Source organism: Hydrogenophaga palleronii NBRC 102513 (assembly GCF_001571225.1).
GTDB classification, from domain to species: domain Bacteria; phylum Pseudomonadota; class Gammaproteobacteria; order Burkholderiales; family Burkholderiaceae_C; genus Hydrogenophaga; species Hydrogenophaga palleronii.
The window spans coordinates 20,551-36,059 of sequence record NZ_BCTJ01000037.1 but is presented as its reverse complement, the minus strand read 5'-3'; the positions used below and the strand labels follow the sequence as shown (position 1 = coordinate 36,059).

Sequence of the window (15,509 nt, the reverse complement as noted above, 5' to 3'; positions counted from 1 at the left end):
GCCTCAGGAGGCGTTCCCTGGCAACGGCAAGCAGAAGGCCCAGGACGCTGAGATAGCGCGGCTGCGCAAGGAGGTGGCCAAGCTCAAGATGGAGCGCGACATCCTGAAAAAAGCCGCCGTGCATTCAACCGGTCAAGGCAACACAAGATTTGTCAGTGTATCGGCGGGTGTTTCGAAGCCGAGCGTTAGTCGTGGTCTGGTATTTAGTTGAGCGGCGACCACATCAAGCTGCGCCTGGTCGAAGACCGAGAGATCCGTACCTTTGGGGAAGTATTGGCGTAGCAGTCCGTTTGTGTTCTCGTTGGTGCCTCGCTGCCACGGGCTCCTTGGATCGCAGAAGTACACCTGAACGGCGGTAGCAAGCGTGAACCGCTTGTGCTGTGCCAGCTCCGAGCCTCGGTCCCAAGTCAAGGTATTGATGAGGCCGGTCGGTAGCTTCTGGACCTCCCGCATTAGTGCGTCAACCACACTGGTGGTGTCTTTGCCCTTGAGTTGTACCAGCACGACATAGCGCGACCTCCGCTCGACCAGCGTTGCGATGTGGCTGTTCTTGGCGCCCGAGATCAGGTCACCTTCCCAGTGACCAGGGATGGCCCGATCCTCTGCCTGCGCGGGACGCTCACGGATCGACACCGCATCTATGATCTGGCCGCGTGGCTGGCCTTTTGTGGTCGAAGCCTTGGCGCGTCGCATGAGCCGCCTGCTGCGCAGATGAGCCATCAGCTCCTTCTTCAGGACACCTCTTGCTTGAATGAAGAGGCTGCGATAGATGGTTTCGTGCGATAGCTCCATGCTGGGATCTCCACCAGAGTGCTTGCGGAGCCAGCCCGCAATCTGCTGCGGCGACCAGTTCTCCTGAAGCTTCGCAGCGACCTGATCGCGCAACCGGATGTTGTTTGCCAGTCGACAGGGCTTGGGACGCATGGCCTGCTGCCAAGCCCTGCGATCTGCGTCGACGGCGCGATATTCCTTGAAGCCGCCATTGCGTGCAATCTCCTTGCTGATCGTCGACGGCGAGCGCCCCAGAGCCGCGGCGATCTGCCGCAGTGAAACACCTGCCATCAAACCACGGGAGATCTCTTCGCGCTCATCGACGCGTAGATGGTGCGCGGTCCGACAACGTTGCCTAGGCGCGATCCCACCATCAGTTGCGAGGAATCCGTAGATCGAGCCCGGTGCCTTGCCCAAGGCCGTACCGATGGCGGTCAGCGTCTGCCCAGACTTCCAGCGCGACCACAACTCCTGGCGCTCCTGCGCCGTTAATCCCCGCTTGCGTGTTTCCATACCGATACTCCAACAACATTTTTAAGACGATGTTGCCTTGACCGGTTGAACGCACGGCGGCCTACTTCGCGAAGGAGTCGATGTGAAGTTCGGCTTCGTGGCGAAGCACCGAGGGGCCTGGCCGGTCAATCTGATGTGCGAGGCGCTCGGTGTCTCGCGGGGTGGCTTCTACGCGTGGCTCACACGCCCCAGGAGCCGGCGCAGCCTCAGCGATGAAGTGCTGGGCGCGCAGGTCCACCAGAGCTTCGTGCGCAGCGACCGCACCTACGGCGCACGCCGTGTGTGGCACGACGTGCTGGAGCAAGGGCAGGCTTGTGGTCTGCACCGCATCGAACGGCTCATGCGCGAGCAGGCATTGCGAGCCAGACCCAGACGGCGTGGACTGCCTAAGGACCGTGGCGCGCGCAGTGCCGTGGCCGACAGGAAGGTGTACCGCACACGAGGGCAGGCCCGTTCAGATGTGTTCGACTACATCGAGCGCTTCTACAACCCGACGCGCCGACATTCGACACTCGGCTATCTCAGTCCCGTACAGTTCGAGCAAGCTCAAAAAGCTTAGGTCGGTGTCAACGGAACCGGCAGCAGCCCATCTGCTGGTATTCGTTGTACCAGCCCTTCAATGAACTCTTTGTTGGATAACCCAGTTGACGGATGGTGGGTCTGACGCGTTTGCCCAGCTTGATGTAGAGCTCAACGGCTCGAATCCGATCTTCGTAGGAATACATGAACTACCTCCTAGTAGTCCAAGTTTTCGTCCGCACCCCCCTCCGGGTCAAAGATCGGTGGAATTCAACACCGCACGGGCCTGATCCACATTGAAAGCTAACGAACAACGGCAGAGAAATTTGACTGGGCCACAGTCCAAGGGTCAAAAATGACGGCATCCGATCGTCGAGCCGTCAATGGCGGGCCATAAGTGGGCCATGGATGGGCCACAGGAAGTGTTCAAGAGAGCTTCTGACTCTTGCCCACCGAGCTTCTCAGGGCCCAATGCTCTTGCCAAACGAGTGGCTCTGGATTCAAGCGACTGGTGCATGGGCCATGAGAGGCACACGTAAGTCGTTGATTTTGGTGCGGCTGGCGGGGATCGAACCCACGACCCTCGGCTTCGGAGGCCGATACTCTATCCACTGAGCTACAGCCGCATGCTGCTTGGAGACCAATAGTCTATCTGGTGCGTGTTTTGCCGATGACGACAGCCTTCGGAGGCCAATACTCTATCCACTGAGCTACAGCCGCAACGGGCGCAATTCTATCAGCCAGGGGGTGGTACTTCGCTCGGACACAAGGGGGCTTGGCTATAATCGCAGGCTGTTTTGCCTTGCCCACGCAGGCCTGCCCCACTCTTATACCGGCCCCGTTTCGCACCCTTGAGGACACCATGAGCGACCACGCCCACGAACACCACACCGGCCCGATCAAGACACCAGCCCAGTTGCTGTGGACGTCGTTCTTCGCGTTTGTCGCGCCCATCTTCATCATCATCGGCCTGGTGTACACCGTGGTCTCGGGCGACAAGCCCGCTGCGGGTGCGGTGGACGTTGAACAGGCGACGGCGGAGCGCATCCAGCGCGTAGGCACGGTCGAAGTGCGTGATGCCAACCGGCCGCTGGCCGCTGGCGAGGCCGTGTACACCGCGCAATGCGTGGCCTGCCACGGCGCGGGTCTGGCCGGTGCGCCAAAGCTCGGCGATGCTGCCGCCTGGGCGCCGCGCATCGCCACCGGTTACGACGCGCTGCTGAACGCCGCCCTCAAGGGCAAGGGCGCGATGGGTGCTCAAGGTGGTGGCGCGTTCCGCGACGCCGAGATTGGCCGCGCCGTGGTGCACATGGCCAATGCCGCCGGTGCCAAGTTCCCCGAGCCGCAGGCACCTGCTGCCGCCGCAGCTGCGCCTGATGCAGCGGCCGCCCCCGTCGCGGCAGCCGCCCCGGCCGCTGCCGAGCCCGCCCCTGTTGCTGCCCCCGCGCCTGCCGCTGCAGCAGCACCCGAAGCCGCCACCACAGTGGCCGCTGGTGCCGGTGAAGCGCTCTACAAACAATCGTGCTCGGTCTGCCACGCCGCGGGTGTGGCCGGTGCGCCCAAGCTGGGTGACAAGGCCGCCTGGGCTGCGCGCTTGCCGCTGGGCGTGGAAGGCCTGACCGCCGCCGTCATCAAGGGCATGGGCGCCATGCCTCCCCGGGGTGGCACCGCCGCCACCGACGCCGAGATCAAGGCGACCGTGCAGTTCATGGTGGCCGCCGTCAAATAAACGCGGCTTCAACGCACGCAAAAAAAGCCGGCCTGCGAGCCGGCTTTTTTACGCCTGTGCCTTTGCCTCGGGCGGCCGTGGCTCAGGGTGCTGGCGGGTTTGCCGGCGGCGCCTGCGGGCGGCGCACGAAACCGAAGCGCGCGGGCAGCCCATTGGCCTGCACGGCTTCGGGGCTCCAGCGGCCGGCTTCCACCGCGTCTGCAGCCAGAGCCATGTCGGCGCTGTGCACCAGGCCGACAGCGCCGTCATCGGCCACCAGGTAGAGGTGCCCGGTTTCGTCGAGCAGGCTGGCCGTCACGGCCACCGCAATGCCGGTATGCGAGAGCACCCGCCCATCGGGCTGCAGGCGCCAGATCCAGGGGGTGTTTTCCAGGTCCACGTAGACGCGCTGCGGCCCGTTCTGGAAATACCACTGGCCCTGCGCGTCGGCCGCGTAGTTGCGCTGGATGAACTCGATGAGTTTCTGATGCTGCAGCAAGGAGCCCTTGCTGTCGGGGAAGGGGCCGGCGGCCTGGGTGCGGTCGTCGCGCATGTACCAGTTGCCGCGCGCGTCCAGGCCGAGCCAGCCGATGCAGTGCGGCACGTTGGGCCATTTGGCCATCGCGGCCTTGACGATGTCGTCCATGGCGTCGATCTCGATAGAGGGGTCAGAGGTGGGCGAGCAGCCAGTTTCCCACAGCCTCGGGCATGGCCCGCACATGGCCTGGCAAACCCAGTGCGCCGTGTGACACCGGAAAGCCGACGTGCCCGCCCTGTTCGGGTTGCCACAAGGTGACGTAGTGCCCGGCGTCCTGCAGCGTCGGCAGGGACTGCGCGGGCACGAAGGGGTCGTTGCGCGCGTTGAGTGCGAGCGCGGGCACGCGGATGTCCTGCAGCACCGGCTTGGCCGAGGCGCGCGCCCAGTAGTCGGCGGTGTCGCGAAAGCCGTGCAGGGGTGCGGTGAAGAGGTTGTCGAACTCGTACAGGTCGCGCGCGGCCAGCAGCGCCTCGCGCTCGAACAGGCCGGGGTGCTGCGCCAGTTTCTTCAAGGCCTTGGGCACCATGGAGCGCATGAACACGCGGGTGTAGACGAGGCGGTTGAAGCCACGGCCGATGGCGTGGCCACCCGCCGCGAGGTCGAGCGGTGAACAGACCGAGGCGATGGCGCGCACCTGCTGCGCGGCTGCCGCACCAGTTTCGCCGGCCCAGCGCATCAGCGCGTTGCCACCCAGCGAGACACCGACGGCGATCAGTGGGCGGCCCGGGTGTTCTTCGGCGAAGCGGCGCAGCATCCAGTCGATCTCGGCGAAGTCGCCCGAGTGGTAGGCGCGCGGGCCGAGGTTGAGCTCACCCGAACAGCCGCGGAAGTGCGGCACCGCATAAGCGATGCCGTGCGCGGCCGCGAAGTCGGCGAAGGCGACGGCGTACTGGCTGGCCGACGAGCCCTCCAGCCCGTGGAACAGCACCAGCAAGGGCGCTTCGGGTGCGCTGGCGTGCTTGGCCTGGTCGACGTCGATGAAGTCCCCGTCGGGCGTGGTCCAGCGGCTGCGTTGCCAGCGCGGTGCCGGCCCGAAATGGCGGCGGCTGGCCAGCGCGGCCCACAGCGTCTGCGCATTGCCACCCGGCAACCACCACGGGGCGCGGTAATCGAAACTGCGCGGTCTCAATGCAGCACCGGCGGGGAGGTGAGCACTTCCGGGGGTTCGGAGCGCGCGCCGGCGCTGGCGTGGTGGGCCACCATGCGCCAGCCTTGTGCGGTCTTGGCGTAGACGTTGGTGGCGACCACCCAGGCGTGCTGCATGCCGTCGTCGGTCATCACGGCCACCCGTTCGACCACGCTGTGCACGCTGCAGGCACCGGCATCGAGCCGGCGCACTTTTTCCGGCTGCGCCTGCACGCTGCCGTTGGCGAACAGGGCCTCGAACGCGGCACGCACCGCGGCTTGCCCGATCAGGCGCGGGCCGCCCGGGTGCACACAGACGATCTCGTCGTCGTCGGCCCAGCAGGCCATCAGGCGCTCCAGGTCGGCATGCTGCAGGGCGTCGTAGAAGGCGGCCTCCGTGTCGTCCGCGGAGCCGGGGGGCAGTTTGTGTTTGCGCATGGCGGCTATTTTGCCGCCTGCCCACGGGCGGCGTGCCATACCCCTGCAGCACCCCTGCGGCCCTCCTGAAGTGCCTTCGTGCCCGGGTATAGTCCGCTCACATCAGAGGTCCTTTTTGATACCCGATTGAACGGCCATCGGCCAGAGGAGGTTTTGTGCGCACATCCTTTCAACGCCTGTTGACCTGGGCCGCCGGCCTGGTGATCGCGGCCAGCCTCACCGGCTGTGGCTACAACGATTTCCAGCGGTTGGACGAACAGAGCCAGTCGGCCTGGTCCGAGGTGCTCAACCAGTACCAGCGCCGCGCCGACCTGATCCCCAACATCGTCGCCACCGTCAAGGGCGAGGCCAACTTCGAGCAGGAGACGCTCACGCGTGTGATCGAAGCGCGCTCCAAGGCCACGTCGATCCAGGTCACGCCCGAAACGCTCAACGACCCGGCCGCCATGCAGCAGTTCCAGGCCGCGCAGGGTGAGCTGGGCAGCGCACTCAGCCGCCTGATGGTGGTGGTGGAGCAGTACCCCAACCTGAAGGCCAACCAGGGCTTCAGCGACCTGCGCGTGCAGCTCGAAGGCACGGAGAACCGCATCACCGTGGCGCGTAACCGCTACATCCAGACGGTGCAGGAGTACAACGTGCTGGCACGCAGCTTCCCGAACAACCTGACCGCCATGCTGTTCGGCTACAAGCCCAAGGCCAACTTCCAGGTCGCCAACGAGGCCACCATCTCGACACCGCCGGCGGTGGACTTCAACAAGCCATGACCCAGCGCTTCGCGGCCCGCTCACCGCTGGGCCGATGGCTGCTGGCGCTGGTGCTGCTGTGCGGCCTGCCGTTGGTGGCGCTGGCGCAACAGGTGGCCGGCCTGCAGGCGCTGCCCGAGTTGCGCGCACGCGTGATCGACCAGTCCGGCACGCTGGACGCGGCCAGCACCGCCGCCATCGAGGCCAAGCTCGCGGCGTTCGAAAAAGCCAAGGGCTCCCAGGTGGTGGTGGTGATGGTGCCGACCACCGCGCCCGAAGACATTGCCGACTACACGCAACGCCTGGGTGATGCCTGGAAGATCGGCCGGCGCGACGTGGGTGACGGTGTGCTGTTCGTCATCGCCAAGGACGACCGGCGCCTGCGCATCGCCACCGCCAAGACCCTGGAAGGCGCCATCCCCGATCTGCTGGCGCGCCGCATCATCGACGGCGTGGTGACGCCGGCCTTCCGCCAGGGCGACTATGCCGGAGGCATCGAGGCCGGGGTGGACCAGATCCTGGCGCGCATCAGCGGCGAGGCCCTGCCTTTGCCCGAGGCCGCTCCCGCCGGCCGCGGCGAGCGCATCGGTGAGTTCGACTGGATGGAGGTGCTGGTGTTCGCGGTCTTCGCCGTGCCCATGGTCTCGGCCCTGTTGCGCGGCCTGTTCGGCAACAAGATCGGCAGCCTGTTGACCGGCGTGGGTGCCGGCGGTCTGGCCTGGGTGCTGACCGCCGTGCTCTGGGTGTCCATCGGCGCCGGCCTGCTCGGCATGCTGGCCGCGCTGTTCCTGCAGTTCATGCCCGCGCCCACCAGCGGCCGCGGTGGACGCGGCGGTGGCGGCGGCTGGGGTGGCGGTGGTGGTTTCGGCGGCGGCGGTTTTGGTGGTGGGCGCGGTGGTGGTGGCGGAGGCTTCAGCTCCGGCCGCGGTGGCAACTTCGGGGGCGGTGGCGCCTCGGGTGGCTGGTAAGCACGACAGGCCCATGAACAAACTGCTTCGCATCCTCAAACACCGCTGGCTCGACAGCTCGGACGCACGCCGCGCCGTGCCCGACGACATGGCCGACCGGCTGGCGCGCCGCGTGGCGGCCAGCGAAGGCCGGCACAGCGGCGAAGTGCGCCTGTGTGTGGAGGCGGCCCTGCCCACCAGCTACCTCTGGCGCCTGGGTGCGCGCGCGCCGCTGAGCAGCGTGGTGCGCGAACGCGCGCTGACCTGGTTCGGCCGCCTGCGCATCTGGGACACCGAACACAACAACGGCGTGCTGATCTACCTGCTGCTGGCCGAACACGCGGTCGAGTTCGTGGCCGACCGTGCCCTGGCGCGCCGCGTGCCGGAGAGCGAATGGCAGGCCATCGTGGACCGACTCGGCTCACGTCTGCGCGAAGGCGCGGTCGAAGACGGGCTGACGCAAGCCCTGGAAGAAGTCTCGGCCCTGCTCGTCACCCACTTTCCGGCCGAGCCCGGCGCGGTGCGGCCGAACGAACTGCCCGACACGGTGGTGCGGCGCTGACGGAATAGATTGCTGCGGGGTCCGGCGCTGCGGTGCGCCGGGGGTCGGTCACCGACCGCGTGCACTACCGCTGCTGTTGCTGCGGCGGTCGATGCCGGTGCGGTTGTTCAGCGCCACATTGAGCTCCTGCTGCAGCGCCTTGTTCATCTGCGCAAACGTGCGCAGCTTGCGTGTGGTTTCGCGCAGCCGGTCGGCCATGCGCTTGGAGATCGCCAGCAGCAGGCGCGCGCCCAGCTTGGGGTCGTCCTTGAGCAGGCGCATGAGTGCAGTGCGTGAGAGCACGGCCACCGCGATGTCGGTGTTGGCGGTGCAGGTGGCCGAGCGCGGCGCACCGTCGAGCACCCCCATCTCGCCGATCAGATGCCCCGGGCCCATGATGTTCACCACCATGCTCTCGTGCAGGCCGGGCAGCTCGTTCTCCACCGCGATGTCTCCTTCCAGCACCAGCAGCATGTAGTCGGTCTGCTTGACCTCACCCTCCTGGATGATCACCGTGCCGGCCTTGATCAGCTTGGGCCGCATGTAGCCCACCACCTTCAGCGCGTCGCCGATGGTCAGGTCGGCCAGTGCCGAGGCCGTGACCAGCAAGCGCGCGGCCACCTCTTCAGGGGCCAGGTCCGGGCTTTCGAAAATCGACGACATGCGGGCTTTCAGGGGGTGGTCTGAGGACCCCATGTTATCGGACCGTTACAACCCGGTTCGAAAGGGGCAAAAAAAAGACCGGCAACAGCCGGTCTTGGTAGGCGCCACGCCCGCAAAGGCAGCCGTGGAGCTCACTTCTTCTGGCGGAACTTGCGCAGGGCTGCGATCTGCGCAGCCATCACGGCCAGTTCCGACGTGGCCTTGGCCAGGTCGATATCGCTGTGGGCGTTCTTCACGGCTTCTTCGGCCTGACGGCGGGCTTCGAGGGCCTTGGCTTCGTCGAGGTCGTTGCCGCGGATCGCCGTGTCGGACAACACGGTGATGTGGTGCGGCTGCACTTCGAGAATGCCACCGGCCACGAACACGAATTCTTCACCGCCATCGGCCTTCTCGATGCGCACGGCACCGGGCTTGATGCGGGTGATCAGCGGAATGTGACCGGGCAGGATGCCCAGCTCACCGGCTTCGCCCGGCAGCGCCACGAACTTGGCCTCGCCGGAGAAGATGGATTCTTCGGCGCTGACCACATCGACGCGGATGGTGCTCATATGTACTCCTTTGAAAAGTCGACGGAAAGCAAGTAATCGGGTGTCCGGCTAGGCGGCGCGCGGAGATGTGCTGTGGCACATCGAGCACGCCAACAACGCCGGGCGCCCGAGTACGCCGCTTTACGCGACTTTTTTGGCCTTTTCGAAGGCTTCGTCGATGGTGCCGACCATGTAGAAGGCCTGCTCGGGCAGGTGGTCGCACTCACCGGCGGCGATCATCTTGAAGCCACGGATGGTTTCGGACAGCGGCACGTACTTGCCGGGCGAACCGGTGAACACTTCGGCCACGTGGAAAGGCTGCGACAGGAAACGCTGGATCTTGCGCGCGCGGGCCACGGCCAGCTTGTCTTCGGGTGCCAGTTCGTCCATGCCCAGAATGGCGATGATGTCGCGCAGTTCCTTGTAGCGCTGCAGCGTACCTTGCACGGCGCGGGCGGTTTCGTAGTGCTCCTGGCCCACGACCAGCGGGTCGAGCTGGCGGCTGGTGGAGTCCAGCGGGTCCACTGCGGGGTAGATACCCAGTGCGGCGATGTCACGCGACAGCACCACGGTGGAGTCCAAGTGGGCGAAGGTGGTGGCAGGCGACGGGTCGGTCAAGTCATCGGCAGGCACGTACACGGCCTGGATGGAGGTGATCGAGCCGACCTTGGTGGAGGTGATGCGCTCTTGCAGGCGGCCCATTTCTTCGGCCAGCGTCGGCTGGTAGCCCACGGCGGAAGGCATGCGGCCCAGCAGGGCGGACACTTCGGTACCGGCCAGGGTGTAGCGGTAGATGTTGTCCACGAAGAACAGCACGTCACGGCCTTCGTCGCGGAACGACTCGGCGATGGTCAGGCCGGTCAGGGCCACGCGCAGACGGTTGCCCGGGGGCTCGTTCATCTGGCCGTAAACCATGGCCACTTTCGACTCTTCGAGCTTCTCGAGGTTCACGACGCCGGAGTCGGCCATCTCGTGATAGAAGTCGTTGCCTTCGCGGGTACGTTCACCCACACCGGCGAACACCGACAGACCGCTGTGGGCCTTGGCGATGTTGTTGATGAGTTCCATCATGTTCACGGTCTTGCCCACACCGGCGCCACCGAACAGACCCACCTTGCCGCCCTTGGCGAACGGGCACACCAGGTCGATCACCTTGATGCCGGTTTCCAGCAGCTCTTGCGAGGGCGAGAGTTCGTCGTAGGCCGGGGCCTTGCGGTGGATGGAGGCGGTCAGGGTCTGGTCGACCGGGCCGCGTTCGTCGATAGGCGTGCCCAGCACGTCCATGATGCGGCCCAGCGTGGCCTTGCCCACCGGCACCATGATCGGGTTGGTGGTGTTGAACACCACCATGCCGCGGCGCAGGCCGTCGGACGAGCCCAGCGCAATGGTGCGCACCACACCGTCGCCCAGCTGTTGCTGGACTTCCAGCGTCAGTGCGGAGCCTTCCATTTTCAGCGCGTCATAAACGCGCGGCATCTGGTTGCGCGGAAATTCCACATCCACGACGGCGCCGATGCACTGGACGATCTTGCCTTGTACTTGAGACATGATGGATACCTTCTGTTTTCTCTGGATTCTGTTGGGTGGCTGCTTCAGACCGCGGCGGCGCCGGCGACGATTTCCGAAAGCTCTTTCGTGATCGCGGCCTGGCGGGTCTTGTTGTAGACCAGCTTGAGTTCACCGATGACGCTGCCGGCGTTGTCGGTGGCGGCCTTCATGGCCACCATGCGTGCGGACTGTTCGGAAGCCATGTTCTCGGCCACCGCCTGGTACACCTGCGCTTCCACGTAACGCAGCAGCAGTTCGTCGATGACGGCAGCTGCATCGGGTTCGTAGATGTAGTCCCAGTCACGGCCACCGGCGTCGTCCTGCAGCGTGCCGGCGTTGAGCGGCAGCAGCTGTTCGATCACCGATTCCTGCTTCATCGTGTTGATGAACTTGGTGTAGCAGACGTAGACCGCGTTGATGCGGCCTTCGGTGTACGCGTCGAGCAGCACCTTGACGGGGCCGATCAACTTTTCCAGGTGCGGGGTGTCACCCAGGCCGGTCACGCTGGACACGACCTTGGCGCCGATGCGGTTGAGGAAGCCCAGGCCCTTGTTGCCAATGGCCACGGCTTCGGCGCTCACGCCCTGGGCCTGCAGCTCCTTGAGCTGGGAGGTCACGGCGCGCAGCACGTTGGTGTTCAGACCGCCGCACAGACCCTTGTCGGTCGTCACGATGACAAAACCGGCGGTCTTGGCATCGTTGGTCTGCATGAACGGGTGCGTGTACTCCGGGTTGGCCCGGCTCAGGTTGCCGGTGATCTGGCGCACCTTCTCCGCGTAAGGCCGGGCCGCACGCATGCGTTCCTGCGCCTTGCGCATCTTGGAGGCGGCGACCATCTCCATGGCTTTGGTGATCTTCTTGGTGTTTTCCACCGATTTGATCTTGCCGCGTATTTCCTTGCCTGCTGCCATTGGGGCTCCTTTATCGGGTCAATGGGCCGGTTCAGTACGTGCCGGTTTTCTTGAACTCGGCGACGGCGGCTGCCAGTTGGGCTTCGGCTTCCTTGTCCTTGTCCAGGGCCTTGCCGGCTTCCATCTTCTGCAGCAGGGCAGCGTGCTTGTCCTTCAGGAAAGCATGCAGGCCGGCTTCGAAAGGCAGCACCTTCTTGACTTCGATGTCGTCCAGGTAACCCTTGTTCACGGCGAACAGCGTGGCAGCCATCAGGCTGATCGGCAGCGGCGCGTACTGGGCCTGCTTGAGCAGTTCGGTCACGCGGGCACCGCGGTCGAGCTGCTTGCGGGTGGCTTCGTCGAGGTCGGAAGCGAACTGCGCGAACGCAGCCAGTTCACGGTACTGGGCCAAGTCGGTACGGATACCGCCGGACTGCTTCTTGATCAGGTCGGTCTGTGCAGCACCACCGACGCGCGACACCGAGATACCGGCGTTGATGGCGGGGCGAATACCGGCGTTGAACAGGCTGGTTTCCAGGAAGATCTGGCCGTCGGTGATCGAGATCACGTTGGTCGGCACGAAAGCGGACACGTCACCGGCCTGCGTTTCGATGATCGGCAGTGCGGTCAGCGAACCGGTCTTGCCCTTGACTTCACCCTTGGTGAAGGCTTCGACGTAGTCGGCGTTGACACGGGCTGCACGCTCCAGCAGACGGCTGTGGAGATAGAACACGTCGCCGGGGTAGGCTTCGCGGCCTGGCGGGCGGCGCAGCAGCAGCGACACCTGGCGGTAGGCCACGGCCTGCTTGGACAGGTCGTCGTACACGATCAGGGCGTCCTGGCCGCGGTCGCGGAAGTACTCGCCCATGGTGCAGCCGGAGTAGGCCGACAGGTACTGCATGGCAGCGGATTCGGAAGCCGAAGCGGCGACCACGATGGTGTAGTCCATCGCGCCGGCTTGCTCCAGGGCACGCACCACGTTCTTGATCGACGAGGCCTTCTGGCCAATCGCGACGTAAACGCAGGTCATGTTCTGACCCTTCTGGTTGATGATCGCGTCGATCGCCACGGCGGTCTTGCCGGTCTGGCGGTCACCGATGATCAGCTCGCGCTGGCCACGGCCGACGGGCACCATGGAGTCGATCGACTTCAGGCCGGTCTGCACCGGCTGGTCCACCGATTTACGGGCGATCACGCCCGGTGCGACCTTTTCGATCACGTCGGTGAGCTTGGCGTTGACCGGGCCCTTGCCGTCGATGGGCTGGCCCAGCGCGTTGACCACGCGGCCGATCAGCTCGGGACCGACCGGCACTTCCAGAATGCGGCCCGTGCACTTGACGGTTTCGCCTTCGGAGATGTGCTCGTACTCACCCAGAATCACGGCGCCGACGGAGTCGCGCTCGAGGTTCAGGGCCAGGCCGAAGGAAGGCACGCCGTCCTTGTTGGCCGGGAATTCCAGCATTTCGCCCTGCATCACGTCGGACAGGCCGTGGACACGGACGATACCGTCGGTGACCGACACCACGGTGCCCTGGTTGCGCACATCGCTGGATGCGCCCAGACCTTCGATGCGGGACTTGATCAATTCGGAGATTTCGGCGGGATTGAGTTGCATGACTCTTTCCTTCTTTCGTTAAATGGTGAGCAGGCGCGCCCGGAAAAACAGCCGTCAGGCCGTCAGGGCAATCTTCATTTGTTCCAGGCGGGCTTTGACCGAGGTGTCGAGCACCTCGTCGCCCACCACCACGCGAATGCCGCCGATCAGATCGGGCTGCAGGGTCACCTGGAGGTTGAGCTTGCGACCGAAGCGCTTTTCCAGCACCCCGGAGAGCTCGGCCAGCGCGGCGCTATCCACCTCGAAGGCGCTGTAGACCACGGCGTCGTACGCACCCAGCTGCGCATTCTTCAGCGCACGGAACTGGGCGGCGATCTCAGGCAGTGCCTCGATGCGGCCGTTGTCGATCACGGTGCGCAGGAAGTTCTGGCCCATGGTCGGCAGGTTGCCTTTGAGCACTCCGCTGATGAGCGAGAGCACCTGATCGGGCAGGGTCTTGGGGCTGTCGGCGAACTGGCGCAGCTGCTCGTTGGCGGCCAGGGCGGCCAGCTCGTCGAGCCAGGCCGAAGCGCCGGCCGCGTCAGAGCCCGCGGCCTTGAACAGCGCTTCTGCGTACGGGCGGGCAATGGTGGCGATTTCTGCCATGGTGGTCCTTTGAATGCCGGTCGGTGGCGTCAGGCTCGGATCAGAGCTCGGTCTTCAGGCGGGCCAGCAACTCGGCGTGAACGCCGGGATTGATTTCGCGCTTGAGGATCTGCTCGGCACCCTTGACGGCCAGTGCCGCCACCTGCTCGCGCAGCGCTTCGCGGGCCTTGACGACCTGCTGCTCGGCTTCCTGGCGGGCGGAGGCCACGATCTTGGCGGCCTCGTCCGTCGCGCGGGCTTTGGCTTCTTCGATCACGGTCTGGGCACGTCGCTCGGCATCGGCCAGGCGGGTAGCGGACTCGTTGCGCGATTTGCTCAACTCTTCTTCCACCCGCTTGTTGGCCACGGCCAGCTCGGACTTGGCCTTCTCGGAAGCAGCCAGTCCTTCGGAAATCTTCAACGCACGCTCATCAAGTGCCTTGGCAATCGGCGGCCACACGAATTTCATCGTGAAGAGCACCAGGATCGCGAAGACGATGGCCTGCGCAAAGAGGGTTGCATTGATATTCATCGCAACGCCTTTCTGTGTATTGACAAGAGTGGTGACGCACCGACTGCCGGCACGAGCGGGGATGGGTGGAGACGGGAGTGAAGGCCGTCACCACAGAGCCCGCCCGCGCAGGGCAGCGAGCCCATTACAGTGTGAACGGGTTGGCGAAGGCGAACAGCAGGGCGATGGCCACGCCGATCAGGAAGGCCGCGTCGATCAGGCCAGCCAGAATGAACATCTTGGTTTGCAGGTCGTTCATCAGTTCAGGCTGACGTGCCGACGATTCGAGGAATTTGCCGCCCATCAGCGCGATGCCGATGGATGCGCCGATGGCGCCCAGACCGACGATGAGACCGCAAGCCAGTGCGACGAGACCCAGAACGTTTTCCATGATGACTCCTGTAAGTGGAAGTTTGTTGAGAAAGAAAAGAAACGAGAGAGAAAACCGATGACGGGCTAACGCGCCGCGTCAGTGCGCATCATGTGCTTGGCCCAGATAGATCAGGGTCAGCATCATGAAGATGAACGCTTGCAGCGTGATGATCAGGATGTGGAACAGCGTCCACACCGTGCCGGCAATCAGGTGACCGACGAAGAACAGGCCGCCGCCCAGCGACAGGGTGGCATAGGCCCCCAGCAGGGCGATCAGCATGAACACCAGTTCGCCCGCGAACATGTTGCCGAACAACCGCATGCCATGCGACACCGTCTTGGCGACGAATTCGATCATCTGCATCAGGAAGTTGACCACGCCCAGCAGCAACGCAAAGACCGGGTTCTTGCTGGTGCCGAAAGGTGCGCACACCAGTTCGTGGGCCCAGCCGCCAAGACCCTTGATCTTGATGTTGTAGAACAGGCAGAGCAGCAACACCGAGACCGACAGACCCAGGGTGGTCGAGAGGTCGGCGGTCGGCACGACACGCAGGTAGTCGGGGTAACCCATGGCAGGGCCGGCGCTGTGCCAGATCTGCGGAATCAGGTCGACCGGGATCATGTCCATGAAGTTCATCATGAAGATCCAGACGAACACGGTCAGGGCCAGCGGAGCGATGAGCTTGCGGCTCTTGGCGTTGTGGATCACCGCCTTGGCCTGCGAGTCGACCATTTCCACCAGCATCTCGACGGCAGCCTGGAACCGGCCCGGCACACCAGCGGTGGCGCCACGCGCAGCCAGCCAGAGCACGAACACGGTCAGCAGGCCCAGCAGCGCGCTCGTCACCACCGAGTCGATGTTGATGATCGAGAAATCGACGATGGATTCCTGCTTGCGGTTGGTCAGATGGACCAGGTGATGGCGAATGTATTCGCCTGGAGTCAAAGTACCTTCAGCAGCCATGTTCGTTTGTCC

Annotated in this window: 17 protein-coding genes, 1 tRNA gene and 3 pseudogenes; 6 read left to right on the top strand and 15 right to left on the bottom strand. The window is 64.8% G+C overall.

The genetic code is table 11. The features are described from left to right. Positions 1 to 132 precede the first annotated feature (132 nt). Positions 133 to 1,284: an IS30 family transposase gene (locus HPA01S_RS19025; protein WP_066272422.1), complete on the bottom strand. Its 1,152-nt coding sequence runs from the start codon at positions 1,282 to 1,284 to the stop codon at positions 133 to 135. Positions 1,285 to 1,345: 61 nt separating this feature from the next. Between HPA01S_RS19025 and HPA01S_RS19020 the strand changes: the two are divergent. Further along, a pseudogene (locus HPA01S_RS19020) lies at positions 1,346 to 1,702 on the top strand (IS3 family transposase); the annotation flags it as partial. Between the two features lie 3 nt (positions 1,703 to 1,705). Beyond that, positions 1,706 to 1,843, top strand: a pseudogene (locus HPA01S_RS23925) (IS3 family transposase); the annotation flags it as partial. A gap of 31 nt (positions 1,844 to 1,874) precedes the next feature. Here the strand turns inward: HPA01S_RS23925 and HPA01S_RS22820 are convergent. Both HPA01S_RS22820 and HPA01S_RS19015 read right to left on the bottom strand, forming a co-directional pair. Further along, positions 1,875 to 2,009 (bottom strand): annotated as a pseudogene (locus HPA01S_RS22820) (hypothetical protein); the annotation flags it as partial. 344 nt (positions 2,010 to 2,353) lie between these two features. After that, positions 2,354 to 2,429, bottom strand: a tRNA-Arg gene (locus HPA01S_RS19015). Between the two features lie 236 nt (positions 2,430 to 2,665). On the opposite strand from HPA01S_RS19015, the gene HPA01S_RS19010 reads away from it, so the two are divergent. Next, positions 2,666 to 3,532 carry a c-type cytochrome gene (locus HPA01S_RS19010; protein ID WP_066272419.1) on the top strand — a complete coding sequence of 289 codons (867 nt, stop codon included), beginning with the start codon at positions 2,666 to 2,668 and terminating at the stop codon, positions 3,530 to 3,532. An 82-nt stretch (positions 3,533 to 3,614) separates the two neighbouring features. Here the strand turns inward: HPA01S_RS19010 and HPA01S_RS19005 are convergent, their stop codons facing one another. The 3 genes from HPA01S_RS19005 to HPA01S_RS18995 are packed head-to-tail and all read right to left on the bottom strand — an operon-like array spanning position 3,615 to position 5,612. Then, positions 3,615 to 4,157 carry a DUF2946 family protein gene (locus HPA01S_RS19005; protein ID WP_066272417.1) on the bottom strand — a complete coding sequence of 181 codons (543 nt, stop codon included), beginning with the start codon at positions 4,155 to 4,157 and terminating at the stop codon, positions 3,615 to 3,617. A 22-nt stretch (positions 4,158 to 4,179) separates the two neighbouring features. Next, on the bottom strand, positions 4,180 to 5,178 hold the full coding sequence (locus HPA01S_RS19000; protein ID WP_066272415.1) for a YheT family hydrolase: 999 nt from the start codon (positions 5,176 to 5,178) through the stop codon (positions 4,180 to 4,182). Continuing rightward, on the bottom strand, positions 5,175 to 5,612 hold the full coding sequence (locus HPA01S_RS18995; RefSeq protein ID WP_066272414.1) for a YybH family protein: 438 nt from the start codon (positions 5,610 to 5,612) through the stop codon (positions 5,175 to 5,177). Before HPA01S_RS18995 ends, HPA01S_RS19000 begins: the two co-directional genes overlap by 4 nt. A 155-nt stretch (positions 5,613 to 5,767) precedes the next feature. On the opposite strand from HPA01S_RS18995, the gene HPA01S_RS18990 reads away from it, so the two are divergent. The 3 genes from HPA01S_RS18990 to HPA01S_RS18980 are packed head-to-tail and all read left to right on the top strand — an operon-like array spanning position 5,768 to position 7,864. Next, on the top strand, positions 5,768 to 6,376 hold the full coding sequence (locus tag HPA01S_RS18990) for a LemA family protein (protein ID WP_066272412.1): 609 nt from the start codon (positions 5,768 to 5,770) through the stop codon (positions 6,374 to 6,376). Continuing rightward, positions 6,373 to 7,323, top strand: a complete 951-nt coding sequence (locus tag HPA01S_RS18985) for a TPM domain-containing protein (protein ID WP_066272410.1) — start codon at positions 6,373 to 6,375, stop codon at positions 7,321 to 7,323. Before HPA01S_RS18990 ends, HPA01S_RS18985 begins: the two co-directional genes overlap by 4 nt. A 13-nt stretch (positions 7,324 to 7,336) precedes the next feature. Then, complete coding sequence (locus HPA01S_RS18980) at positions 7,337 to 7,864, top strand: TPM domain-containing protein (protein WP_066272408.1); 528 nt, start codon at positions 7,337 to 7,339, stop codon at positions 7,862 to 7,864. A 48-nt stretch (positions 7,865 to 7,912) separates the two neighbouring features. Here HPA01S_RS18980 and HPA01S_RS18975 read toward each other — a convergent pair whose 3' ends face one another. The 9 genes from HPA01S_RS18975 to atpB form a co-directional block, all read right to left on the bottom strand. Continuing rightward, positions 7,913 to 8,506 carry a cyclic nucleotide-binding domain-containing protein gene (locus tag HPA01S_RS18975; protein WP_066272406.1) on the bottom strand — a complete coding sequence of 198 codons (594 nt, stop codon included), beginning with the start codon at positions 8,504 to 8,506 and terminating at the stop codon, positions 7,913 to 7,915. A 131-nt stretch (positions 8,507 to 8,637) separates the two neighbouring features. Beyond that, entirely contained in the window at positions 8,638 to 9,054 is a 417-nt protein-coding gene (locus tag HPA01S_RS18970) for a F0F1 ATP synthase subunit epsilon (RefSeq protein ID WP_066272405.1), read from the bottom strand. Between the two features lie 120 nt (positions 9,055 to 9,174). After that, positions 9,175 to 10,581 carry a F0F1 ATP synthase subunit beta gene (gene atpD / locus HPA01S_RS18965; protein ID WP_066272404.1) on the bottom strand — a complete coding sequence of 469 codons (1,407 nt, stop codon included), beginning with the start codon at positions 10,579 to 10,581 and terminating at the stop codon, positions 9,175 to 9,177. Positions 10,582 to 10,625: 44 nt separating this feature from the next. After that, the gene (atpG, locus tag HPA01S_RS18960; protein ID WP_066272400.1) at positions 10,626 to 11,492 is read right to left on the bottom strand and encodes a F0F1 ATP synthase subunit gamma; all 867 of its coding nucleotides are present in this window, start codon (positions 11,490 to 11,492) and stop codon (positions 10,626 to 10,628) included. Between the two features lie 31 nt (positions 11,493 to 11,523). Then, positions 11,524 to 13,086 carry a F0F1 ATP synthase subunit alpha gene (gene atpA, locus HPA01S_RS18955; protein ID WP_066272398.1) on the bottom strand — a complete coding sequence of 521 codons (1,563 nt, stop codon included), beginning with the start codon at positions 13,084 to 13,086 and terminating at the stop codon, positions 11,524 to 11,526. Positions 13,087 to 13,140: 54 nt separating this feature from the next. Continuing rightward, positions 13,141 to 13,671: a F0F1 ATP synthase subunit delta gene (locus HPA01S_RS18950; RefSeq protein ID WP_066272396.1), complete on the bottom strand. Its 531-nt coding sequence runs from the start codon at positions 13,669 to 13,671 to the stop codon at positions 13,141 to 13,143. A 40-nt stretch (positions 13,672 to 13,711) separates the two neighbouring features. Next, positions 13,712 to 14,182 carry a F0F1 ATP synthase subunit B gene (locus HPA01S_RS18945; RefSeq protein WP_066272394.1) on the bottom strand — a complete coding sequence of 157 codons (471 nt, stop codon included), beginning with the start codon at positions 14,180 to 14,182 and terminating at the stop codon, positions 13,712 to 13,714. A 124-nt stretch (positions 14,183 to 14,306) separates the two neighbouring features. Next, positions 14,307 to 14,552 (bottom strand): F0F1 ATP synthase subunit C, encoded by a 246-nt coding sequence (atpE, locus tag HPA01S_RS18940; protein ID WP_009519254.1) that lies wholly within the window; start codon positions 14,550 to 14,552, stop codon positions 14,307 to 14,309. 78 nt (positions 14,553 to 14,630) lie between these two features. Next, the gene (gene atpB, locus HPA01S_RS18935; RefSeq protein WP_066272393.1) at positions 14,631 to 15,497 is read right to left on the bottom strand and encodes a F0F1 ATP synthase subunit A; all 867 of its coding nucleotides are present in this window, start codon (positions 15,495 to 15,497) and stop codon (positions 14,631 to 14,633) included. Positions 15,498 to 15,509: the final 12 nt, after the last annotated feature.